This window comes from Dyadobacter chenwenxiniae, assembly GCF_022869785.1.
GTDB classification, from domain to species: Bacteria; Bacteroidota; Bacteroidia; order Cytophagales; family Spirosomataceae; genus Dyadobacter; species Dyadobacter chenwenxiniae.
In genome coordinates, this window is the sequence record NZ_CP094997.1 from 970,448 (window position 1) to 995,224 (window position 24,777).

Here is a 24,777-nt window from a genome sequence, read left to right on the forward strand (position 1 = left end):
ACATTTGATTTTGCTAAAATCAATAACACTGATCAGTGGATGCAGCGGTTTTAGAAGCTCCAATATGCGTGCAGCTCAGAGATGGAACGCAGACCTAAAAGGTTCAGCAAAGGAAGTGGCGCATGAAGTCGAAAAAGGCAGCTTTGTAGAATTAATTTTATATATTGTATGAATTGTTCACAGCCGGCTTTATTTTCCAACAATGAAGCAATCGTTAGGATTACAAATGCTTTTTTTACACCAGATTAAGCGCTCACATTCAGGTAAAATGAGATTCGCGGTAGCGATCACGTTTATCTGGTGGGTACTACTAAGCCTCGCGCAAGCGCAAAGTGTCAAATTTAATCACCTTACCACAAATGAAGGACTGGCCCAAAGCCACGTCTCGGCGATACTGAAAGACAAAAAGGGCTTCATGTGGTTTGGAAGTGAAGATGGACTGAATAAATATGACGGTTATGTTTTTACACACTACAAACATGATGCTTACGACAAAAGCAGCATTTCGGATAGTTATATACAGGATCTACTGGAAGATAAGCACGGCGATTTGTGGGTTGCAACTTCTAACGGGCTGGACAGATTTGACAGGAATAAAAATAGTTTTGTACACTACATAACCCAGGACATCAACGACCTTTTTGAGGATAGTAAAAACAGGATCTGGCTGGCCACTCTGGAAGGGTTGTTTCTGTTTGACCGGCAAAAAATGAAGTTCAGACTGCTTCTGTATGCCGGGCAGACCCGGGGTAGCAAAACTAAAAATCCTATTTACCGCATCGAAGAGAGTGACGACGGCTCGCTATGGCTGGGTACAGGAAACGGGCTTTTCCAGGTGGCAATCAACAATGACAGGTACACCAGCAGAAGCATCGATGTAAATCGTGGGAACCGTTCTCCGGCACCGGCAATCAGGGCTTTGTGTAGGGATCATCATGGGAACTTATGGATAGGCACGAAGGGCAAGGGCTTGTTCCTTTACAATCTTAAGGATCGGTCTTTCCGCAACTTTATGCACGAGCCAACCGATCAAAATTCCATCGCTCACAATGACATTCTTTCCATTCTCGCGGCCAAAGACGGCAAGCTTTGGATAGGAACCGAAAATGGAGGTGTCAGCGTGTATGACAGGCGCACAGGACAGTTCCTGAATTACCAGCACAGATCTAATGAACCTGCTACGCTAAGCAATAATTCTGTATATACGATCTATCAGGATAATGCTGAGAATATTTGGGTGGGGACTTATGCAGGCGGGGTCGACTTTCTGCCAAAGTTTGGGGAGAAATTTATTTCTTACAGGCACATACAGGGGGAGCCGAGCAGCCTGACAGACAATGTAGTGCTTTCATTATGCGGGGACAGTTCAGGTAAGAAAATATGGATTGGCACCGATGGTGGCGGATTGAACGTATTTAACTATAGCAGCAACACTTTCACCAGTTACCGGCACGATCCGCGAAATGCAAATTCAATCAGCAATGACTATGTCATTTCGATCGTCCGGGTTTCCGCCGATGTACTGGCATTAGGATATCACGATGGTGGTTTCGATTTTTTTGATACCAAGACGGGCATTGCGAAACACTATTTGCCAAATGCCAAAGATCCCAACAGTCTGTCCATTGCCGATGTCAATAACCTTTTCAAGGATATCGACGGTAATTTATGGATCGGCACCTGGGGAGGCGGATTGAATTATTATAACGTCAAAAGCAAGAAATTCAAACATTATCGCACCGATCCCGCTGACAGCACCAGCATTAGCTCGGACATTGTAACTACTGTTTTCCAGGATAAGAATCGGGTAATCTGGGTGGGGACTTATAACGGGTTGAACAAACTGGACAGCAGCGGTCGGTATTTCACCCGTTACCAGCGGAACCCGAAAAAGATCTTTTCCCTGTCACATAATAAGGTTCAATGCATCCGGGAAGGGAAGGGCGGCAACCTATGGATAGGGACTGTCGGCGGCGGGCTCAATTACTTTGACACCCATAAGCAAACATTTAAAGCCTTTACCGAAAAAGACGGCCTGGCAAGCAACGTCGTATTTGCAATGCTGGAAGACCAACATAAAAACTTGTGGTTGAGTACAAACAAAGGAATCTCCCGATTCAATACCGCAAGCAAAACCTTCCGGAATTTTGGCGTGAAGGACGGGCTGCAAAGCAATGAGTTCAGGGATAACTCGTGCTTTGTAACAGAAGGCGGGCAAATGTTTTTTGGTGGGGTGAACGGTTTCAACACTTTTCATCCTGACAGTATTAAATACAATACTTTTATCCCGCCGGTTTATCTCACCAGCTTCCAGGTTTTCAACAAAACGGTTTCCGTAGGTGATAAATCCGGTATTCTGAAAAGAGATATCAGCGATACGAAGTCCATTACGCTTTCCTATAAACAGTCCGTTTTTACGTTTCAATTTGCTTCGCTGAGTTATACCATCCCAGAGAAAAACCAGTATGCATACAAACTGGAAGGATTTGATCCGGGTTGGAGCTATGTAGGGAACAAGCGGACGGCCACTTACACGAATCTTGATCCCGGGACTTATACATTCCGGGTCAAGGCATCCAACAACGACGGGGTATGGAACAACAGGGGCAACTTTGTAAAAATTATCATCACACCGCCTTTCTGGCTTACCTGGTGGTTCAGGCTACTATCGGTGCTGTGCTTTACCGGCCTGCTCATCCTTGTTTACAAGTTCCGTACTCAATCGATCCGGAGACAGAAGAAACTGCTTGTCACAAAAGTCAAACAGCGCACCATGCAACTTGAAGTGGCGATCGAAGAAGAAAGAAAAGCGAAACGCGTCGCGGAAATCGCAATTGAGGAAGAAAAGAAGGCAAAGCAGCAGGCAGAGCTGGCAAGCCAGGCAAAAAGCTCTTTTTTGGCTGTCATGAGCCATGAGATCAGAACTCCTATGAACGGGGTGATCGGTATGGCTTCGCTGTTGGCGGAAACCGACCTGGATGAAGAACAACTCAGTTATACCAGAAGCATACAGTCGAGCGGTGGCAGCTTGCTGACTGTGATCAATGATATTCTCGACTTTTCCAAAATAGAGTCCGGGAATATGGAACTGGAGGAAAGGGCATTCAATCTGCGGAGTTGCATCGAAGATGTGATGGACGTCTTTATGCCAAAAATGGTTGAAGTGAAGCTGGACCTGTTGTATAAAATTAATCACGATGTGCCTGAGCACCTGATTGGCGACGGGCAAAGGCTTCGTCAGATCTTAATCAACCTGATCGGAAATGCCATTAAGTTTACCCGGGAAGGTGAGGTGATCTTGACAGTCGCCCTGGATGGCCGGTCGGGCGACAACGAGGTCGGATTGTACTTTGAAGTAAGGGACAGTGGGATTGGTATTTCCGAAATCAAGATGGACCGCCTGTTTAAGGCCTTTTCGCAGGTAGACTCTTCCACAAGCCGACAATACGGAGGCACAGGCCTGGGTCTTGCAATCTGTCAAAAGCTGGTAAACCTGATGGGTGGAACGATTGGAGTAACCAGCAATGAAGGTCACGGCAGCACCTTTTATTTTTCTATCCTTGTGAGAATTTCCGAACAGTTAAAGCAGCAGAACACTGCACCAGCCTCTCAACCGCTGCAACAAGCTAAGCTTTCCCGTAAGATACTGCATTCCAATTTTTCCAAAAAATATCCATTGGAGATATTGGTTGCAGAGGATAACAAAGTGAATCAAATTGTAATCCAAAAAGTGCTGGGCAAGCTCGGTTACCAGGTTGAGATGGTTAGCAATGGCCTGGAAGTCGTGAAAAGGGCAATGCAAAAAGTATTTGATTTAATATTAATGGATGTGCAAATGCCTGATATGGATGGTCTTGAAGCGACTAAAAAGATCAGGGCAACTAACCCAACCAGACCTTATATTGTCGCTATGACGGCCAATGCTCTGCAGGAAGATAGGAAGCTATGCCTTGCCGCAGGAATGGATGATTATATTAGCAAGCCGATAAACCTGGAAGAACTAATGGAAATGCTGGAAGAATTGTCCCAAAAAATACAATGCTAGTAAGTCCCTGACGACATTTTGTTACTTTCAAAAAAAAGGCAGTAAAACATCAGGAATCAGATGCCCGTTGCTATTCATTTTCTAGGCCTGTATTGCTTTAATGCTGCTGGATATGCGATTCTTAATTAAAAGATTGTCTGAATTCCGATGGCGACAGCTTGGTTTTTGTTTTGAACAACTTACTGAACGATTGCGGGTGCTCAAAGCCAAGTTCGTAAGCAACTTCGCTTACCGACAAGCTGGTTGTAGCTAATTTTTCCTTTGCTTTTTCGATGAGTTTCTGGTGGATATGCTGCTGAGCGTTTTGTCCGGTCAGTGAACGGAGCATATCGCTCAAATAACTAGCAGAAATGTTCAAATTGTCTGAAAGGAATTGAACCGTTGGAATTCCCTGGCTCAGAGACTTTTCGCTATGGAAATACTCGTCCAGGATTTCTTCCAGTTTTTGTAACAAATTGCTCCCTGATACTTTGCGGGTAATGAATTGACGTTTGTAAAAGCGGTTGGCATAATTGAGCAACAACTCGATTTGCGAAAGCACCACGTCCTGGCTGAATTCATCAATCCTGCTTTGCAGTTCCTGGTTCATAATATTAAAAATCGACAGTATCACAGCCTTTTCCTGGTCGGACAGGTGCAATGCTTCATTAGCCGAATAGGAAAAGAATCCGTACTGCTTAATCTTCTTAGCCAAAGGGAAATTCAGCAAAAAATCAGGGTGGATCAGCAATGTGAACACGGAAGAACTTGCATTAAGATTAGCGTCGTCGCTTGGGTGGCCGATGATTTGCCCGGGAGCAGCAAACAACAGCCCGCCTTCATCAAAATCGTAATAGGTCTGACCATATCGCAGTTTTCCGTTCAGTTTCCCCTTTAAAGCTATTTTATAAAAAGTGAGCACGTGTGAATGCTGTGGTCTGTTTGGTTCGACCGGCAATTTGGTATTATCTATAAGGCTGATCAGCGGATGTAGCGGCTTGGGTAAGCCAAAGGCCCGATGCACGTCGGACAAAGAATCGAATTTATAGGGGATATTTTCTTCCTTTTTCATTGGATCATTTTAGATATAACAATAACCGATAGCATTGAGCTACCGGTTATGATTGGTTTAGTCTCTATTTTAATGTGCCCTGAGCAGAGTTGGAGACAGCTTCCCATTCTTCCCAGATTGCCAGCCGCTCCGCGTATGCTTTACGCACCGCCGGCAAATTATGGCTACCCAGAAAAAATCTTAGCGGAGGATTTTCCGAATCTACCATTTGGAAGAGTGCTTCTGGCGTCGCTCTGGGATCACCTCTCTCTGTACTTCTGATCCCGCCCATAAACTGCGTTTTAAAATCATGGTAAACTTCAAGTCCGGGTGCAAATTTCAAGGATTCCTGGCTTCCAAATTCAGTAGCATAGGCACCGGGCTCAATGATCGTTACTTTGATTCCAAAAGCTTTGACCTCTGCAGACAGACTTTCGTAAATAGCTTCAAACGCCCATTTTGAAGAACAATAATAGCCGATCACCGGCATGGTCACGTGCCCAAGATTGCTGGATGTGCCCAAGATATGACCGCCGCCCTGTTTCCGGAGCAATGGCAAGGCCGCCTTAATAACGGCTAGTGACCCGAAAATGTTCGTCTCATAAAGTGCCCGGACATCGTCAGCGCTTGCTTCCTCAATCGTGCCGACAAGTGAATAGCCAGCATTATTGAGCACAATATCAAGCCTTCCGAAATGGGCATGGGCTTGCTCCACGACTGTTTTTACCTGATCAGCCTTGGTTACGTCAAGCTCTAAGGTCAAAACGTTTGGACCATACTGATCTTTGAAGTCGGCGATGCTGGCCAACGTGCGTGCCGTAGCTGCAACCTTATCACCACGTTTTAGTGCAGCGTCCGCCCAAACACGACCAAAACCGCGTGAAGCGCCTGTAATGAACCAAACTTTGTTGGCTTTAACCTGAGATGATTCTAAACCAGCACCTGAAATATTACTTTGATGTACCATAATGTTTTATTTAACCATTTGTAATACACAAAGATCAGCAGGTGCCAGTGCCTGCCTGTAGTCTAAATGAGGACTCTCGTAGCCGAAACGAGGAAATCAACTTTTCTATCCTGCCGCCCGCAGGTTTGCCACAAATCCTGGTTCGAGAGACTTAACTGTTGCGTGCGCTGCTGAACTTGCAACCGGCTGGGTATGTGGCCCGGCACGCTGGCTCGCTGCTATGATAAAACAGTTACAACTGACCAGAGCAATGATTTTATTGAGCTGTGCGGCGCAAACTGATAGCTGGCCAGGTCGGTCCGAATGCCTGCTAAGAGGCCGTTATTGATCCAACGATGGAAAGCTCCATTTATTCAACGACAACTTTTAGGGGAAGCTTACACAGGCACCGCACAACGAGGTTTTTGATAAACTTTCATTTGCACTACCCGTATATATAAAGGCAGGCCCGCTTTTTTGTCATAAACTGGCCTGCCTTATTCACGATTTAATACTCCATTACTACTCCACTGTTGTTGATGATTACCGGTTGTGTGCCGGTGCCGTGTGCTGAGATGGCTACTCCGCCACCTGCCAGCTGTACCCAACAATCCTTTTCAAATTTTTTTGATTGAGTAACCTCCGGGAACAGGGGTTTGGCCGATGACGAAAATACTGTTGTTTCGACCAGCCGCAATGTCTCTTCCAAGGGCGCCCGTATCCTCCATATTTATTCCGTTATATTTCAGTACTCTGTTGGCGTTGTCAATGACCCAGGCAAAACCATACGAAGCGACTGCGATCCGCATCCCGCCAATTCCCGAAATTTGCTCCCATTTATTGTTTTTCCACTTTTTAATCGCAAAACCACCGGCAGCTGGCGTAGTACTTACAATGTAGACAGAACCATCAGCACCCACAGCAATGTCATGCGCGTTTCCAGGTTGCATTTGCCACTGGGAGTTGACACGTTTAAATATCTGTCCAAGATTATTTACAACCCATGGAGTACCGTCGGGGCCAACTGCTATCCGGACGCCGCCGCCGGGAACTTGTGTAAAAGAATTGGTCAGGTAGTTAAATTTGTTAATGGTAAATCCGCCGTTGACTGGTGTTTTGCTAATCATCCACAACACTCTATATCAGTTCCGGTTGAAGCAGCTACATCAGTGGCCTGGCCAGGTAAATTTTTCCAGGTATGTTCCGGATAAAGCACCATTGCAGCAACGTGGTCATAATAACTAAACATAGTCCAGGACCCTACAACAAAATTCATGACCGAGTTTGCATCCCATACAGGCGTATCACAAACCAGAAAATCAATGAGGCCCTGTGTAGGTTTATCTGTATGAGCAAAACCGATTACGTGGCCCAGTTCATGAACCATGGCAAACTTTTTTTCGGATTTCGACAGCAGGCTACTTGAATTATAGTATGTGTTAATTGTCATTCCACCTCCGGTTGTACCATCGATATCAGGCATATTTTGGCGTGCAATCCAGGGTTGCGGGCTGGACGGGTTCGGGCCCTCGTATTTTGCGGTTACAACAACATCAGTATTATAGTCAAATAATACTTCGCGGAAATTCACTTTCATGTCTCCCATGTGGTTCCACTCGTATATGGCCTCGCGGACAGCCTCCTTCCATTCAGGGGTAATGGATGGGTTAATATAAACTTTAACATCCTTGGCAACATTATCGCTTAGCAGCCACACTGCGCGTTTCTGGTTAACCCGACCTGTCTTTTCAGCATTCAGGTATTCTTCGGCACTGGTTCGGGAAATTTCCATGTCACCATCGATAACAAACTTTTTTTCTTCATTAATATATTTGACCTTATCAATTGGCGCCCCTGTTACGCCTGCTAAAAAACTGCTAAGCGTTTGCAGCTGCGTGTCTTTTTCATCCTGTTTTAAAACGGCAGGCTCATTAATGATGTCAGGTTCTTTGCAGCTTTGAAAGGCTGTTAGCAAAGCGATAAGCAGCATTGTGCGGGCTAGGTATGACAATGTTTGAGGCATACATGTTGTAAATAGCTTTTTCATGGAGATAAATAAATTGTTATAAAATGATTGATACGTTTCTGCCTTTTTGTGATTGAAGAAACATGGTGTGAAGGCAATGCAAACGTAGCGCAGATTAACAGCGGCAACAATTTTAAAGAGTATACAAGAAGTTAACCGACCTGAAATTTCAAGTATACATATGGTAGACGAGCGGGATTTAGGTCTGCACCAATCAATCACAGCACGCATCATTTAATAAAAGGTGAAGTAAAATCTAAGATAAAGACCCAAGTTGTTTTTTGGATAATTTCAGGCTTCGTAGTCTGTTTAGGAGGATGCACACTTTTTGTATGCTCTTACTTTGCCGCCGTACACTTCTTGTACACTTGCTTTAATAGGATCCCCCCAGCACAACCCGCTAAGTTTGTATTGTCTTATCGGAGTAAGGCGAGTAGCAATTTTACCAAACATTTTAAACAAGTTATATACGGCCATGAGAACAAGCAATATCAAGATCTGCCTAGCCAGGCAGGCCAGAACAACAAAACTTAAAGACCCCCATCTTTCCCAAAGAGGCCTTTGCTTACATCAATATTCGTTTTTCTTCATACTCTCTTTCACATTTTTACTACTGACGATTCCGGTTCATGGCCAGGGAAGTGCTGTTCCCTTAATTAAGAGAGGTCAATTCCGGATTGGATTAGGCGCTGATTACATCAAGACGCTTGACCTTATTTATTCTCCCCAAATGTATAAGTCGGTAAGAACAAGGGTTCAGTTGGGCTATTCCCATAAGTCAGGAAATGGAATTTTCTCTTCTGATCTCCATGTCTTTTTAGGCGCTTTGAAACCAGATTCCGGATCTGGCGTTGATATTTACAGTAAGGAAACAGACATTCACGGTGTTGAAACTATCGAACGTAAAGAACTTGAATTAAGCCAGATAGGGTTGAACCTGCAATTGGGGTATTTACATGAAATTAAGCAATTAAGGAATTCATTCAAATCGTTCTATCTGGGGGGAAGTCTGGAAGAAAATCTAACCTACACACCAGGGTTCATCAGTATTGGTGTAATCAACTACAGTTCACTAAATGCCAAAGCGCGATTCGACTATTTCTTAAAAAATGGTAAGCCGGTCATTTTCGAGTTGGCAGTTCCAGTTGTTTCTATGGTAACCAGGCTTCCATATCACCAGTCGCCGGGAGCACCTGGGAAGTCGAGTTTAGCAGCATTTTTTACGGGTAATAATAAGGTTGAAACGTTCAATCACTTCCAAAATGCCCGAATAGCAATAAAATATCCCCTGTTGGTAAAAAAGCGCATTGCTTTAAATATTACATACGAAGCTTCCTGGATGCACTACTACAAACCCAAGCACCTAACCCAGGCAGGCAATCAATTATCTCTTGGTTTAACTTTTTAAATAGGATCACTAGTGAAAAAGCATATAACAATACTCGCAGCAGTTTTAATGACAATACTTTTTTCTTCCTGCCAGGAAATAATGGTTGGACATGAGGCCGATAAATCTTTTGAAAGCAATTTTCAGGCCACGTGGGAAAAATTTGACAGCCACTACGGCCTGTTCCTTGTAAAAAATGTTGATTGGAATGAAGTTTATTCTTCACACCTACCTAGAGCCCGGGCTGCAAAAACAGATGCGGAATTGTTCTCAGTCTTATCATCGGCCTTGCACACTTTGAATGACAAACATGTAAATATCTACACAAACAGCCCTCAGCTGACAGATTATAACAGCGGGGAAAATGGACATATACCTGCTCAGGAAGGCTTTGATTTTAAGGTAGTCCGTGAAAAATACCTGACTGAATACAACGAAGAATCAGAGGATTTCGGTTACGGGAAGTTATCGGCCGATATCGGTTACATCCATGTTGGATCGTTCCAGGACAAGTTTTCAGTCTACGAAAAAAGCATAGACAAAGCGATCAATGCCTTATCGTCCACCAAAGGAATTGTATTTGACATAAGAGATCATAAAGGTGGCTCTGATCATGTGAGTAAATATATAGCCGGCAGATTCGCGAAGTCAAAAAAGCTCTTTATGACATCCAAAAAACGAAATGGCCCGCGGCACGACCAGTTTGAAGCTGCTTTAAATTGGTATGTGGAGCCGACGGGTAAAACGCAGTATACCAAACCCGTGATCCTGCTGACCACAGCTACTACTGTCAGCGCCGGAGAAACATTTACATTTGCTATGCGGGAAAATGACAATGTTACTCATTTGGGAACCACGACTGCTGGTGCGTTTTCTGACGTGATCGCCCATCAATTGCCTAACGGGTGGATTATTACAGTAGGTATAGGCGACTACCGCGGATCAGACGGTAAAAGCTACGAGGGACGTGGGATTATGCCTAAAATCATCAGTGAAAATCAGAAGTCGGATGTCCTTAATGGCGTAGACAAAACTCTTGAAATGGCACGTGAAAGACTCAGATAAGCACTCTGTTGAGTTGATCTTGCTTATCGTATTTGACTGGCAATTAAACGTATATCGTTGCTTACTTTAAACAAACATGAAAGTTAAAAGACGGTCTTTTTTCAAAGATCCAGAGAAAGACAGGGCATGGTTTGATAATTGGGTCAGTCGATTGGAAATACTAAATCAAAAGCGATATGACCGGATAGAAATTACTACCGCTTTGGGATATACGCAGGTGTGGGCGTTAAACCCTGCAAGAATGGATTTGCCAGCATTGGTCATATTTCCAGGTGCTAGGACCACGGCATTGTTTTGGGATTTAGATAATGGTCTCCAGCCCTTGGAGCAGTATTATAGGATATACCTTGTTGAAACCAACGGCTTACCTAACCTAAGTGATGGCGCTACGCCAGACATTAAACAATTGGGATATGGTCACTGGGCCGCGGAAATTCTTGCGAAATTGGATTTAGGGAAAGCCTACGTTGCAGGAGCCTCTTTTGGCGGCTTGGTCTGTTTGAAATTAAGTCTGGTAGCACCTGAGATGGTTCAGTCCATTTTTTTATTAAACCCGGGGTGCCTGCAGCCTTTTTCTCTTTCGCTTGAAAATCTTTATTACAACTTACTCCCAATCCTGCGCCCAACTCGCTCGAATGTGGATAAATTTTTAAACAAAGCGGTCTTGTGCAAACCTTTTCATACCGTTTCGCCCGAAGCTGAGCGAATGCTGATCGATTATGAATTGTTTGCCTTGACACGATACAATGACCATACCCAAAAACCGTACGATATGGGTGATGAATTAAGAGATATAACCTCAGATATCTATTTAATTGTCGGGGACCGTGATATTCTTTTCCCATATAAGAAATCAATGAGGAATGCTAAGAAGAATTTCTGCCAGCTAAAAGAGATTATTGTCGTGCCAAATGCTGGACACGGAATTGAAACCGAACCGAGAGCAATAAGCCATATGGTTAGGATAGCCAATGGTACGCTGATTTTCTGCTGTCTGGCGGCTCCGTTTTTTATTTTGTCCTAATGTGCTAATATTCGTGATGTTATCCATTTATTGTACACAATAATTAGTAGCATATGGTATCAAAGAAGATTCTTTGACTTCCCATTCCGAGACTTTAACCGGATCTCCCCTCTTGTTATGTTTTTTGTTGGTTGACCTAAAAAAGGTTACCTTGAACTGATAGGGTTCTATCAACTTTATGCCGCGCAGTGGTGTACTTATCGGCCAAAAAACGTGCTAACTGTTAAATGATGCAGAATTTGACTGGGAAGATTAGACAATTTTACAAGCCGTACGTTTTTCAAAAGGGCCTCCTTTACTTTTGCTGCTTGCTATTCAATTTTTCTGCTATTGCGCAAATAGCTCCGGTACTGCTGACCGATAGTGCCCGATCAAAACCCTTGTCCTTAACCAAATCGGCCTGGAAATTCCATTCCGGGGACGATACCAGATGGGCTAGTCCTAATTTCGCCGACAGTAGTTGGCAGACCCTTTCGGCAACAGACTTTGGAAAGGGAAAATACACCAGATCCTCAGCGCCTAAGAGTTGGACCGGTTTTGGCTGGTTTAGATTATGGGTCAAAAAGGAAAGTCCGGATTTAACAAACAGCTGGGGTTTGAAACTGAACCACGACGCAGCTTCGGAAACTTATCTGGATGGTAAAAAGATCATGTCTTTTGGCCGGCTGGGAAATTCAAAACAGACCATGCAAGCCGTACGGGAGCCAAATGTGGCGATTCCGCTCGCTATCACGGATACGCTGCCGCATTTGATCGCAATCCGGTTCAGCAACTTTGAGGCATTTTATCCAAATTTTATCGGCTTTGATGCGCAAATCCAGGATCTGCATCAAATGAACCGCAGGCTCACGGCCGATCAAAGATTTATGGACCAGCTCCTGATGAGCGTGGCTGCTGCTTGTACGCTGGTGCTGCTGCATTTGCTGTTGTTTGCATTCTATCCCAAACAGCGGATCCATTTGTGTTATGTGTTCTATGTTTCGATGATTGCGCTGGGACTCTATGCCCGGTATGAGACCATTGTCACGACCGACCCTGCGATGCAGGTGTTCTATACAAAAGTGTTTTTATGCTTTGTTTCCATGAACCTTGCGTTTGGCGCATTGCTACTTTATTCGGCGGGTTACAGCACATTGCCACGTAAAAAGATCATCGCGGTTTTTGCTATCTCCATTCCTGTTACTTTCCTGGCTGTCTGGAATTGGTATGACCTTTGGTATGATAAAATCCTAAGTAACCTTCATAATTTATATCTGCTGCTATTTATCCTGGTCTTTTACACCGATGCCTTTCTTGCCGTTCTTAGGGAAATGCGAAAAGGCAGAAAGACATTGTGGCTGATTGCTGCGGGTGTAATCTTTCATTTTGTGTCCGGAATCTTGATTGGTGCCAATGTTTTTAACTGGTTTACACTGCCGGAGGTAATGCTTGCATTCGCGTGGGGAAATCTGGTCGTGCCCGCGCTTTTTACGATTTACCTGGCTTTGGAAGTGGCTGGGACCAATCGTTTTCTGGCAAAGCAGCTCATTGAAACCCGCGACCTTGCAGCAGCCAATCTAGCCCAGGAACAGGAAAAACAAAGGCTGATCCTGGCACACACAACGGAGCTGGAAGAAACTGTTTTGAAAAGAACCGCTCAGGTAAGAGAACAAGCCGATCGGTTACAGGAGATGGACGCTGCCAAATCACGTTTTTTTATCAATCTCACGCATGAATTCAAAACCCCGCTTTCCCTGATCATCAATCCTGCCAGAGAACTACTGAATAACCCCGATCCGAAGGTCGCTCAGCAATATGCCGGATATATCCTGCAAAACAGCAATCGGCTTTTACAGCTTATTAATCAGTTACTTGACTTGGGAAGGTTAGAGTCCGGGCAAATTGAACTGGAAGTAAAGCCGGTTGATATTGTTGCTATGATCCGCATTCATGTTGCCCAATTTCATTCTCTGGCTACAAACCAGAATATTCGTCTGGATTTCTTTACGGAGACTGAAACCCTCGTTATCGAGGAAGATGCTGACAAACTTGAAAAGATCATTCAAAACCTGATCAGCAATGCAATCAAATTCAGTCATAAGGAGGGGCAGGTGACAGTCTTATTTAAACTGCTCGCTGGAGAGCAGTTTGAGATTAGGGTAGAGGATCAGGGGATTGGCATTCCGCAGGCAAAGTTGCCGTTTATTTTCGACCGGTTTTATCAGGCCGACAGCAGCGACACCCGGACCAGGGAAGGCGCGGGAATAGGTTTGGCGCTGGTCAAGGAACTCGTAACCTTACTTGGAGGAACCATTACGGTAGAAAGTTCCGAGTCAAATGGAAGCGTCTTCGCCGTCCGGCTGCCTTACCGATTGAGTGAAAACGAAGCTGAACTAACGCCTTACCCGGAACCACGGGTTCCTTATGTCAACGGAAGTCAAGAAGTCGCTGGGCAGCTGTCCGCAGGTTCGTTACCAGTGATCCTGCTCATTGAAGACAACCAGCAATTGAATGAATTTATCCGTACAACCCTGTCCGAAAAATATTCGGTTTTGACAGCCGAAGACGGGCAAGCCGGGATTGATCTTGCATTAGCAGAAATCCCTGCGTTGATCATCACGGATTTAATGATGCCGGTTAAAAATGGCTACGAGGTTTGTGCGGAACTGAAAGCAGACGAGCGCAGCAGCCATATTCCCATTGTCATGCTTACAGCCAAGGCGGATCAGGACAGCCGGATCCATGGTCTGGAAACGGGTGCAGACGCGTATCTGGGCAAGCCTTTTGATAACAAGGAATTGCAGGCGGTGATCGAAAACCTGCTTCGGCAACGCAAGGCTTTGCAAGAAAAATACAGTCAGAATTACCGTTGGCTTACCCATTCAGAAGAAATGCCTTCGGTTGAGAAGGCATTTCTTGACAAAATCAGGACAGTTATCGAACAAAATCTGGATGATGAACAAATCAGCACGGATTGGGTTGGCAGACAGGTCGGCCTGAGCCGGGCGCAACTGCACCGTAAATTAAAAGCCTTGATTAACCAAAGTCCGGGAGAGTTTGTCCGTAGCATCCGCATGCAGAAAGCGCATGAACTTTTGGGAAACAAAGCCGGGACGATCGCCGAAATTTCCTACATGGTCGGATACGGCAACCCCGCCAATTTTTCAACCAGCTTTTCTAAGCACTTTGGCTATCCACCCAGTTCAGTGAGCATTGAAAAGCAGTAAAGGTTAGTGATCAATTCTTCAATGTAACCATCAATCTTTCATAATAAGCTTCGGTTACGCTGCCTACATAATTGTAAGGAACTGTTGCCCGGGGAAGCTTCAAAGTTGTAACATCATTGTCCACGAAGAAGGACGTAGAAGAGAATTGCGTAATAGGGACAACTTCTGAGCCTGATTTTTCCAACCTGTATGGAAACGTCATTTCATACTCGACATCCATATTTTCGCCTATTGCCATGTTTAACGCGACGGGCGGGCCCATTTTTTCTCTTTCACCGTACGTGCCGCCGCCAGTGCTGGTGTGCAGGATTTTTGCGCCCGAAGTGTTGTGAGTAAATCCGATCAGATAACCCTCATTGACAGGAAATGAAGGTGAAGCTATTCTCTTCAAAGTGATTTTGACGCCAAATTTTGCTATACCGATTTTTCCTTCCTCACTTCCTGTATAACTGTCCGTTTTAGCCAATGACCGGGGTAAAGCAAGCACCTGATTTGAACCGGTGACTGTGCCAGCGACCGCGCCGCCTTCGCCCTGGAATGTGATTTTTTCAATGGAAAATTCGCAGGGATACATCCGGTCGCTGCCGTCTACATTCTTACATTTTGATTCAGGCAGGTTACCGACCGGCACTTCGTGATCTGAACATGAAACTGCGATAGCAAGTACGCCATAGGCGAGCGAAAGAGTAAACGAGGCAATGCTAAGTTTGAACATACGATTAATGGAAAAGTGATGGATGTTTAAGGTTATATAATGGTCATTTTGAAAACCGCCTGTCCGTTAGAGAGATCAGAAAATTTTCGATGTCTTGTTTTTCTACTTCGGTAAGCTGCAAAGATCCGGTCAAAAGCGAATCCCGGTTCATGCTGTTGGGAAGGATCGCCTCGGGATTATCATAGTAGTTAATGACTTCTTTCAATGTTTTAAACATTCCATTGTGCATGTAAGGCGCTGTGACGGAGATGTTTCTTAAAGAGCCGATTTTGAATTTACCAAGATCCGAAGCTTGATGTGTAATGGCTGACCGGCCGCTATCTATGTGCATTTTGCCATCGAATAAGCCAATGTTTCTGAACTCGACGTTATTGAAATCAGGCCCAAAGTGGCATTGAATGCATTTGGCCTTGGTGTTAAATAGCTTGAATCCTCTTTTTGCAGAAGCGCTGACTGCATCCTCATTGTCGTTGATGCGCCAGTCGTCAAAAGGACTGTCGTTTGTTTCCAGCGAGCGTTCAAAATCAGAAAGCGCTTTTGCCAAACTGCTTTTGGACGGCAATTCTTTAAATATGCGCAGGAACGACTGCCGGTAAAATGCATCGGAGTTTAAGCGGGCAATGGCTGAATCCACAGGCAAATCCATTTCAACCGGATTTTCGATGGGGATCAGCACCTGCTGTTCCAAACTTGTGGCCCTTCCATCCCAGAAAAAACTTTCCTGAAAGCGCATGTTCATGGCCGAAGGTGTATTTCTTGTTCCCAGCCGACCATTCACGCCCGGACTAACGGCCAGAGAATCTGCAAAGGCCAGGTTTTCTTTATGACAGGAACCGCAGCTGATGGAGCGATTGCCGGATAATATCGGGTCAAAAAACAGCCGCTTTCCTAATTCCAAAGAAGTGGTCGGCTCGGGTTCATGCATTATACTGCGGATGAAAACCAACGGAAGGGCGCAGATCAGTATGACTATTTTTGCTTTCACTGAAAAGTGCTTTAAATTACTTCTTCGGTAATTTCTTGCAGGCTAAGCCATTCGCGCCTTGATAGCGCTCTTGGCAGGTGTCGGAAATGGCGGTAAACAGCAATGAATCCTGGGCGTAATATTTGAGTTTATAGGTTCCGTAGTAAGCCAGATTACAACCATTGTCAGAGACACTTATCGTGTCATTTTTGATAAAATAACGCCCGTTGGTGAATGCTTTCCCATTCACAATGCCATCATAAGTGCTGTCCGCCCGAAAGATAAATATCAGGTTAATGTCGCCATTGGGAGATTTTTGTATCCGCTGCCAGCGTCCCACAATGGGGTCTTGGGCACTAATAAAAGAGGCTATTGTTAAAAGAATAGCAAGGCAACCCAGCCATTTAAGGGCGTTTTTCATCAGTTTCGGATTTTGTGACTAAGACTATCGCAAAGCTCGACTATCAGATTAAAACAGGATTTTGAATTTGTTGCAGATCCATTTGAAAACGTGTCAATTCCAGAAAAACGTGTCTAAACAGCACATTAGGCATTTTGAAAGATTCGTTTCCTGGAAATCAAATGGCGTACGATTACCTCATGTCTTGCAATGCCCGGCCTCTTGTGAGAAGTGGCCGAGCATATGCAGCATTCAGCGTACCTAGGGAAGTGAACGCCACAAACCCTTGTTCGGGCTTTCCCGATAATTGGAAGTCATCATTTGTTTAAAAATATAGCAAGGAAAAACTCTATTTAGTATAAAACGAGGGTATTAAGTCGCCCACCATTTCTTGCGATTTTTATGGGTGTATAAATAGCTGCCTTCCTGGTGAAAATGATCATAAAATTCAAGGTCAAGGTGGTGAGCCTGCAGGTAAGTGAGGCAGTAAACGGCGGGCACGCTGGCTGGGAATTTTCCGAAGGTGTCGAAGATGTACTGGGCCATGGTTGCAACACATTCCTGAAATTCCGGACTGTGAAATTGCGCCGCCGAACGAACTTTGCTGCTCTCTTTCCACGGCCCGGCCGTGTTTTTGTTAAAAGGCCCATCCTGCCCGAACTTGCGTTTTACCAATGCTTTCACTGCTTCGCTCATATCTTTGTAATGCGGCGGACAGTAAGACTCAAATACACCCGGCAAACCCGTAATGTTGGGAAAAGGTGAATTTTCAACCTTATTTGAAACAAAACCCAATCCCGGAACCTGGGGATCACCGCTCGCACCCAGCAGGCTAAAACGATCTAACCCGTCGAACATCCACCCTCCCAGGCCAGTCGCCTGCAGCATCAGCATTCCGGCGTAACAAGCAGTAGACATTTCCGCCGTTGCTTCGGTAAGTGACATTTGTTCAACATAACTGAGCGGATATGGATTTTCTACATCAACCAGGTTTTTGAATTTCTCCATTCCGGGAATTTTGCGGTTGTTGGTATCGTCGTAAATGCAGGCTCCATTTTGTACCAAAAAACACAGCGATCCCAGCATGTGCTGGGCGATATCGGCCACGGGAATGAGCAAAGTACTGCCCGGCGCATTGACGCACCAGGTATTGTGGCCGTCCATAAATGGCTCTTTTGCGGGAATGTTCAGGCGGCCGTCACTTAGTTTTACAATGCGTTTTTCATGTGCTTCCAGCCAATGTTGCAGGTCAAATTCACCTTTTTCCTTTTTAACCAGCGAACCGGAATCGCGCGTGGGCAGAAAATACGAGCCATTGTCGTCGGTAAAGAAAAACTCGGTCGTATGAAAACCCGCGGCAGAAGGGAAAGTCCGTCCACCTGCGGCCATTGCATAGTTTGCCAGATGAGGGGCATATTTCTGGTTCCGGTAGATCATGTGGTGCCAGCCCGTATTGCCGGTAGCAGCGGTCAAAACCATCATTTGCTGCAATCTGGTCAGCGGTTCAGGCTTATGTTTTGATTTATATTTCATCACCCCGTCAGCAATTTCGGCACCCATTGAAAACCGTCTGGCGCGGCGGCCATACAATGCTTCGATCAGCGGAAATTTAATGGCTTCCGACAATCCCCTCGGAACATTTTCCAAACCTTCCAGTGTAGTAAATCCCCGCTTTTTAAGCGCAGTGCCCTTTTTTGTAAAACCCAGCTCTGTCAATGCAGCACCGGAGGCGAGCATCAGAGAGCCCATCATTTCGCGGCGGTTGACCGCATTGTTTTTGTTATTTTTCATGGCTAATAAGTAAGAAAGTGATTAGAATAAAATAGTTGACAAGTAATGTGATTGTAATTCAAAGAGCCTCGCCTAAGAAAGCGACAAGGTCTTTCGAGAACCGTTCTGGTTCTTCCCAATGCACGGCGTGGCCTACCTTTTTGAGAATCCTCAGTTTCGAACCTTTAATGGCTTTGTGAAGCAACTGCTGATCTTCGATGGGTGTAAATACATCCTGGTCGCCCCAAATCAGTAAGGTAGGAACTGAGATTTGTTGCAGGTTATCCAGGTAGTTGCAGGTAATCATCGCGCTGACCGCAGCTTTCCAAACCCTCACAGGAAGTTTGGTGGACTCGTTTACCACCGTTTCAAAAAAATGGCCTGATACCGGGCGGTACAATGTGCTCTTTTGAAATTCATGAGCGAACGCAGCGTCCACAGGATCTTGCAGCGAATCAACCGCTGATTTGAAATCATAAATTACCTTTTTATTGAAATGGGCAAACGCGCCAACTAATACCATGGCGGCAGTCTTCTCAGGATAATGCGTGGCGAAGCTTTGTGCAACCGTCGCGCCCAGAGAATGGCCGACAACAGCTGCTTTGTGAATCCCAAGTTTTTGCATGAACGCGACGATATCACCTGCCAGGACATCCGGATGATAACTGCCGTCGGGTTTGGAAGAATTTCCGTGGCCCCGCATAGACACGGCATATACATGAAGTGATTTGGGTAAAAGTGGCAGAACGAGCTCGTAGGAATGCCAGGAATCCGAATATCCGTGCAGCAAGATCACCACGTCGCCATCCGGCGCCCCTTGTTCGACATAATGCAAAGTAAGATCGTCACTGATTTTGATCTGCTTTTCGACAGGCAGTAACTTCTCACAAATGCCTTTTTCGCAGAAGATAAACAGGAAGATAAGAATGATAGAAGCTTCTTTTTTCATGACAGTTTTTTGAATTATATGTTGACACCGAGCGAGATAACGGCAGTTCTTCCGTCGGATGGCCAGATTCCCGGGCCGGGGTAGGAGGTAGGTCTTTTGGTGAAATAATTTTTGTCGGCCAAATTATTGACGCTGATTCTGGCTGAAATGGCATTCGTTATCAGCCAGCTGGCATTCAAGTCCCACAAATGATATGCGGGCACTGGCCCTCTGGCTCCGGTGGATTGAGCCACGGGAGTGTTGAGTGCGTCCGAGAAAGTTTTGCTGACATAGCTGAATTGAAGCGTCATCCTGAATGTTCTGTAAGCTGCCGTCACGCCGTTCCGGATCGTCCAGTCCGGCGCCGATTCCACTTTGTTCCCGTCAATTCGCTTATTATCCGGCCCGGCTGAAATCCGGGCGTTCCGGTAGCGGGCGTCCATGTGGGAGACCGATGAAAACAAGTTTGTTTGAAACTTTCCGCAATGGAAAAGCGGACCTTCAATGAGCGCTTCTATGCCCATATGCCGGCTGTCACCCACATTGGTCCTGAGGATTTGCGTGGCTCCATCTTCCACGCTCACAACCAGGCTGCCCATCCGGTTGCGATAAACCAGGTCAAACAATCCGACATTAAAGTGAAAACCTCGCCATACACCCTTCACACCGATTTCTGAGTTGTAACCCGACGCATCTTTCAGGTTATTGTCAACCTTTTCATATATGCTTGCCGGAATAATGTCTTTAAATAAGACAGGCCGGTAAGCCTGCGACCAGCCGCCGTAAAGCTGAACATCATTGGTGACCTGGTATTGACCAGTGACGCCCAGAAGTACAAACCGGTGCCTGATCTTGTTTGGAACATTTTCAGGCTTATAGTAGCTGATCGTTCCCGACATGCTCGTCGTGCCGCTTTCAATGCGCAAGCCTGGTGAAATGAGCAGTTTTGGAGTGAACCTAACCTGATTTTCAATGAAGAATGCGGCATTTTTTGTTTTGTAATGCAAGTCTCGCCCAAATGGTTTTGTGACAGATAAATCAAAATCAGATCCGGTCGTGCCCTGCCCGAGCTGTCTGCGATGGAGATCGTTGTGCATAAGCTGGAAACCAACCGCCAGGGAAGATCCGACCTGGAATAGTGTATACTTGTGCATTACCCTCATCTCCGAAGTCAGGCTTTTATAGCCGTCAATATCAACCTGTCTTGGTTTTGAAATGACCTGTTTCAGGATTGATCGTGTCCTTAATATTGGCCAATGCATCGAATTGGACGCTATTCCTCTTTCCCAAAACCGCCGAATGCGTTACCGTCATTTGCGTTCGGTCCGATAATTTCCAGTCAAAAACAATGGACGGAACCCAGATGTCCGGATTAAAATAGTTTCGCTGCCGGCTGGCCTGCTTTGGATTTTCGTGAAACATAGAATCGGTTAAAGGCCCGGGTATTTTATAGATGTAGGCCGATCTGCCCACCTCGGCCTTCCATACTATTTTTCTTGTCGCCTGAAACTGCACGCTGGCAAATTGCGCATTAGCGTCCGAGCGGCTGCCTTCGCGATAACCCGCAGAATGTCTTTTATAGTTGTACACATAGTAAGTCCATTTTCCAATCCTACCACCCAATGCATTGTATGTGCTCAATAATCCATACGTGCCAGCTGAATTGATGCTTTCAACACCGATCGTTTTTGTTGTATCCGCCTGTTTTGTCACATAATTGAGCATTCCTCCAAACTGGGCGCCATATTGAAGTGAGGCAGTTCCACGTACCAGCTCGATATGCGATATGCTTTCCATCGGTGCGGAATAGTGGCTTGCAGGATAGCCATACATATCCGAGTTGGTCAAAATGCCATTTTGCCGGACATTCATTTCCCAGGATCGATGCGGGTCGAGGCCGCGAGTCGCGATATTGAGCTGGTTACCAGCCCCATCCATGTCATATACAAATACACCCGGAATGCGGGCGAAAAGCTGCCTGCCGTTTTTCTCGGCAATGTTGACGTCTACGTCGGATAGCTTTATCAGTTCACTGCGTTTTCCTGCAAAGAGATAAGTACCCCTGATTTCCGGCAGAGATTCGGTGAGGCGGTTACGGTAATCGGTCACATTCAATTCGCGGAGCAAATGGGTGCGTTGCGGATCATTCACCACCGAATCCGTCTGAGCTATTAAATCAATTGAATTTAATAAGCTGAGTAATAAGGCAAAAAACGTGTTCAGGATAAAAGTAAATGGGAAGGGCGTTTTCATATTGATTGTGATAGTGGTGTCAGTGAACAGTGCTGCTCACTGACACCCGGATTTAATCGGCTTGCGGTTGCAAGTGGTTTTTCAGGATCCAGCTGCCAACATTACTGCCAAGATCAAGACCAGCATCGCAGGAGAAGCGAAAGTGCAGCCCTGCCATGACGCGTGAATCGGCATTTTCTTTGGCTGCCTCACTGAAACTACCAAAGCTTCTCGTCGGTTTTGCGGGGTCCGCCGTTGTAGAAGGCATTGAAAATGAAACCTTGTCTCCAAGTATCCCAGCCAGAACCGTTGCCGCTGCATTCCCAAGTGCACTGTGGGTAGACGGGTAATCTTGCACCGGAGGGGTTGGTAACAAAGGCTCCCAGGTTGCATTGGGAGAAGTGGCATTGTTCCCATCCTTTTCGGCCTGACGGATAGCTGTATACGGACGCCAGAAGTTGTAGTGAAATTTGGAATCCCAACCTGCCGTGTAAGAGTCAGCAAGTGCCATATTAAGCAATGCAAACAGCCGTGCCGTTCCGATCAGGTCCAGTTTGCCGGAAGCTGCTGCGGTCCTTGCTACACGGTTCCAGCCAATTTCCGAGAACTCGTACCAGAATTTTGCGTAAGATGTCTGCTCTGCTGAACGGCTTGTGCTGGCCAGATCGCCCATTTTCTTCACCTCTTCAAATCCGTCGGCGTACGCTTTGCTGGTCAATGTCGGGTGCGGCGCCACGCGAAATTGGTCAACTTTCGTAAGTCCAAATGGTTTCATTGTTTTCCAAAAAGGGGCGAAAACAAATGCCATTGGCGGTACTCCCTGGAAAATACCCGGTACGGTCGAAGGTTCCACCCCGGCGATCGGGTCCTGCAATTCACCATCGTCTTTACGGAGACCGATGATTCCGGCTGCTGCTTCCTTTCCAATTGCTTTTCCGCGGGTAAGCTTATCACCTTCCTTCACAACCGAAAGTGAGACTGTCAGTGCGGAATCGAGCATGGCTTTTTTGTCAGGAAAAGAAGCCAGCAAGATATCGTGTGCTGCGGTGGCGGCTGCGGTGATCGGGTCGGCGGCAGCGTCGCGCTTCTGCAACGCATAGGTTTTGAAAGCCGGGGCAATGGCGTTCAAAGCGTCGTGCATGGCCAGGTGCACCATTGCATTCAGTCGGGACGCGACCAGTGAATGCTGGTAGGTTGCACCACCCATCGCGTTGAAGGCGACCTGGTTCCAATCCAGGATCACCTGATTGGAATATTCCTTTAAATGAGGAACCTTGCGGGATTCGTCGCCGGGCTCAACTCCATTTGATCGGTTGCATGCTGCAAAGACCGACACTACTGTTAAAATGGCTAATAATCGTAATTTTTTCATTTTTTTTGATGTTTTGTTTAACGTTGCAAAGGAATCCGATGCACGTCTAATGGAGGTTATGACAAAAGTATTTGTACTTATTAAAAAGGTATTATTCCGTGAATTTTTCAGTTGTCAGACATGGTCTGTTTCACCTGCGTAGGCGCATAGCCGAACCTGCGTTTGAATGCCAGACTGAAATTGGAATAGTGGTTATAACCCAGCCGATCGGAAATGTCGATCACATCCTGATCGCATTGGTGAAGCAGGACCTGCTTTGCGTAGTTCATTTTTTTATCATCAACAAACCGCATTACCGAAGTATTGAAAAGTGCTTTGAAACCGTATTTCAGCTTAAAAGCATTTAGTCCGAATTGTTTGATAATGGCATTGAGCGAAAGATCGTCGAGGTAATTTAATTCCAGATATTCTTTAACTTCTTGCAAAACTTCGACATCTTTCTGACTCAGCTTCTCGGGTTTTTTCTCCGTTATTTCTTCCGTTGGTATCATGTGTTCAGGAAAGAAACGAGTGTATCAATTCGCCGCTTTTGGCTCATTATAAAGGAAATCGTCCATCACGACTACATCGTATTGCGCACCATCGGCAAACTTGTTGCTCACGGCGATATTTCCCGATGTAATGGTCGCCCGCGTCACTTTGTTTTCAGGGAAAAATACGCCCAGGAACGATATCCCGCTGGCATCAGTCCGGACGGGCGCTGTAAAAATGCCCAGGCTTTTATCCCCTTCAAAAAACTCGATCGAAGTTGAATTGGCGCGATCTACGTCCGAAAACACCACTCCGAAACCATTCACGCTCGCGCCGTTTGACGTACCCGGAACTTTAAACAACACGTCCGTTTTATTACTGCCCACTGGGGCAAATGTACGCGCAGGTGAAAATGCATTGAACTGTTCGCCATAGCCGGTCAGCAGGTCCTCGAAGTCGTTGTCGCTCGTTCGAAAACCGGTACCCGGCGTTGTGAACTCGGCACCGCGTTTTCTGCCCGCAGCAACGGCCGTGTCCTTGGAATTGAAAAAATCGCCCGGGAAAGTGTTCGTGTTGGTCTGAGCAGCAGGCACACCGTCCCAGGTTATTTCCCTGCGACCGGCTGTCTGGCCTGGAGTAGCATTAATCGGATTGCCCAGCAATGTGCGGAATTCGGCAAGTTTTCCGGCAATGTCACCACTGCCTTTCACTTCGGTAAATGGGGTCACGGGTACCGGCGTTTCCTCCTGATCGTCAGATTCACAGGATGATACAATAATGAACGCTCCCAGGAGGAAGGCAAAATGTTTTAAATTTTTCATGACTAATAAATTTTAAGTGTTTGACTGGCTCAAAATTATAGCGGCGAAATACACATTGCAGCAGCCCGCTTTTTTGAATGGATGAAATGGCAGAACCGGCTTACCAAATCTGGCTTTGGATGTATGAATTCCCCCGGCGGGTTTTTGAGATTTACCGCTTAATAAGTTCATTATCAATTACAAAGGAACTGAGCGGCGATCAAGTCAATGGGAAGGTAAAGAAAAATATCCGCCGTGTTTTTCGGGGCAACTTCCGAGACTGTGAAAGGCAATTTCCAGCTTTTGAACGTCCAAATCGGAACTTGGAACAGTCAATCCCGACTTTCGGGCAGCCAGGATTTCACGGGCTTGGCCGAGCTTCTTTTTTTGGTAACT

19 protein-coding genes are annotated in these 24,777 nt (G+C 45.8%); 5 read left to right on the top strand and 14 right to left on the bottom strand.

Translation table 11 applies throughout. The annotated features are described in order from the left end of the window. The first annotated feature begins 268 nt into the window (after positions 1–268). Entirely contained in the window at positions 269–4,045 is a 3,777-nt protein-coding gene (locus MUK70_RS04060; protein ID WP_234657749.1) for a hybrid sensor histidine kinase/response regulator, read from the top strand. Positions 4,046–4,166: 121 nt separating this feature from the next. Here the strand turns inward: MUK70_RS04060 and MUK70_RS04065 are convergent, their stop codons facing one another. From MUK70_RS04065 to MUK70_RS04080, 4 genes are all read right to left on the bottom strand, one after another. Then, entirely contained in the window at positions 4,167–5,096 is a 930-nt protein-coding gene (locus MUK70_RS04065; RefSeq protein WP_234657748.1) for a helix-turn-helix domain-containing protein, read from the bottom strand. Between the two features lie 64 nt (positions 5,097–5,160). Then, the gene (locus tag MUK70_RS04070) at positions 5,161–6,042 is read right to left on the bottom strand and encodes an SDR family NAD(P)-dependent oxidoreductase (RefSeq protein WP_234657747.1); all 882 of its coding nucleotides are present in this window, start codon (positions 6,040–6,042) and stop codon (positions 5,161–5,163) included. A gap of 596 nt (positions 6,043–6,638) precedes the next feature. Next, complete coding sequence (locus tag MUK70_RS04075) at positions 6,639–7,148, bottom strand: tectonin domain-containing protein (protein WP_244784678.1); 510 nt, start codon at positions 7,146–7,148, stop codon at positions 6,639–6,641. Then, complete coding sequence (locus MUK70_RS04080; protein WP_244784680.1) at positions 7,145–8,068, bottom strand: M57 family metalloprotease; 924 nt, start codon at positions 8,066–8,068, stop codon at positions 7,145–7,147. Before MUK70_RS04080 ends, MUK70_RS04075 begins: the two co-directional genes overlap by 4 nt. Positions 8,069–8,522: 454 nt before the next feature. On the opposite strand from MUK70_RS04080, the gene MUK70_RS04085 reads away from it, so the two are divergent. The 4 genes from MUK70_RS04085 to MUK70_RS04100 all read left to right on the top strand — a co-directional run bounded on the left by MUK70_RS04085 (position 8,523) and on the right by MUK70_RS04100 (position 14,729). Next, positions 8,523–9,455 carry a hypothetical protein gene (locus MUK70_RS04085; RefSeq protein ID WP_234657745.1) on the top strand — a complete coding sequence of 311 codons (933 nt, stop codon included), beginning with the start codon at positions 8,523–8,525 and terminating at the stop codon, positions 9,453–9,455. 12 nt (positions 9,456–9,467) lie between these two features. Further along, a complete protein-coding gene (locus MUK70_RS04090; protein ID WP_244784682.1) occupies positions 9,468–10,499 on the top strand; it encodes a S41 family peptidase in 1,032 nt (343 codons plus the stop codon). A 76-nt stretch (positions 10,500–10,575) separates the two neighbouring features. Next, positions 10,576–11,523, top strand: a complete 948-nt coding sequence (locus MUK70_RS04095; RefSeq protein WP_234657742.1) for an alpha/beta fold hydrolase — start codon at positions 10,576–10,578, stop codon at positions 11,521–11,523. A gap of 380 nt (positions 11,524–11,903) precedes the next feature. Continuing rightward, positions 11,904–14,729 carry an ATP-binding protein gene (locus MUK70_RS04100; protein ID WP_234657740.1) on the top strand — a complete coding sequence of 942 codons (2,826 nt, stop codon included), beginning with the start codon at positions 11,904–11,906 and terminating at the stop codon, positions 14,727–14,729. A 10-nt stretch (positions 14,730–14,739) separates the two neighbouring features. Here MUK70_RS04100 and MUK70_RS04105 read toward each other — a convergent pair whose 3' ends face one another. From MUK70_RS04105 to MUK70_RS04150, 10 genes are all read right to left on the bottom strand, one after another. Beyond that, complete coding sequence (locus MUK70_RS04105; RefSeq protein WP_234602524.1) at positions 14,740–15,444, bottom strand: hypothetical protein; 705 nt, start codon at positions 15,442–15,444, stop codon at positions 14,740–14,742. A 43-nt stretch (positions 15,445–15,487) separates the two neighbouring features. Further along, positions 15,488–16,429 carry a cytochrome-c peroxidase gene (locus MUK70_RS04110; RefSeq protein WP_234657738.1) on the bottom strand — a complete coding sequence of 314 codons (942 nt, stop codon included), beginning with the start codon at positions 16,427–16,429 and terminating at the stop codon, positions 15,488–15,490. Between the two features lie 16 nt (positions 16,430–16,445). After that, positions 16,446–16,829 carry a DUF2147 domain-containing protein gene (locus MUK70_RS04115; protein ID WP_234657736.1) on the bottom strand — a complete coding sequence of 128 codons (384 nt, stop codon included), beginning with the start codon at positions 16,827–16,829 and terminating at the stop codon, positions 16,446–16,448. Positions 16,830–17,180: 351 nt separating this feature from the next. Continuing rightward, on the bottom strand, positions 17,181–18,599 hold the full coding sequence (locus tag MUK70_RS04120) for a hypothetical protein (protein WP_234657735.1): 1,419 nt from the start codon (positions 18,597–18,599) through the stop codon (positions 17,181–17,183). Between the two features lie 58 nt (positions 18,600–18,657). Further along, entirely contained in the window at positions 18,658–19,527 is an 870-nt protein-coding gene (locus MUK70_RS04125) for an alpha/beta fold hydrolase (protein WP_234657734.1), read from the bottom strand. A gap of 14 nt (positions 19,528–19,541) precedes the next feature. Then, positions 19,542–20,660 carry a TonB-dependent receptor family protein gene (locus MUK70_RS04130; protein ID WP_244784684.1) on the bottom strand — a complete coding sequence of 373 codons (1,119 nt, stop codon included), beginning with the start codon at positions 20,658–20,660 and terminating at the stop codon, positions 19,542–19,544. A gap of 40 nt (positions 20,661–20,700) precedes the next feature. Next, positions 20,701–21,759 (bottom strand): TonB-dependent receptor plug domain-containing protein, encoded by a 1,059-nt coding sequence (locus MUK70_RS04135; RefSeq protein WP_244784686.1) that lies wholly within the window; start codon positions 21,757–21,759, stop codon positions 20,701–20,703. Between the two features lie 52 nt (positions 21,760–21,811). Next, positions 21,812–23,110, bottom strand: coding sequence for a vanadium-dependent haloperoxidase (locus MUK70_RS04140; protein ID WP_234657732.1), 1,299 nt, complete (start codon positions 23,108–23,110; stop codon positions 21,812–21,814). A gap of 107 nt (positions 23,111–23,217) precedes the next feature. Further along, entirely contained in the window at positions 23,218–23,601 is a 384-nt protein-coding gene (locus tag MUK70_RS04145) for a helix-turn-helix domain-containing protein (protein WP_234602531.1), read from the bottom strand. A gap of 24 nt (positions 23,602–23,625) precedes the next feature. Continuing rightward, positions 23,626–24,402, bottom strand: coding sequence for a hypothetical protein (locus tag MUK70_RS04150; RefSeq protein ID WP_234657731.1), 777 nt, complete (start codon positions 24,400–24,402; stop codon positions 23,626–23,628). Positions 24,403–24,777 lie beyond the last annotated feature (375 nt).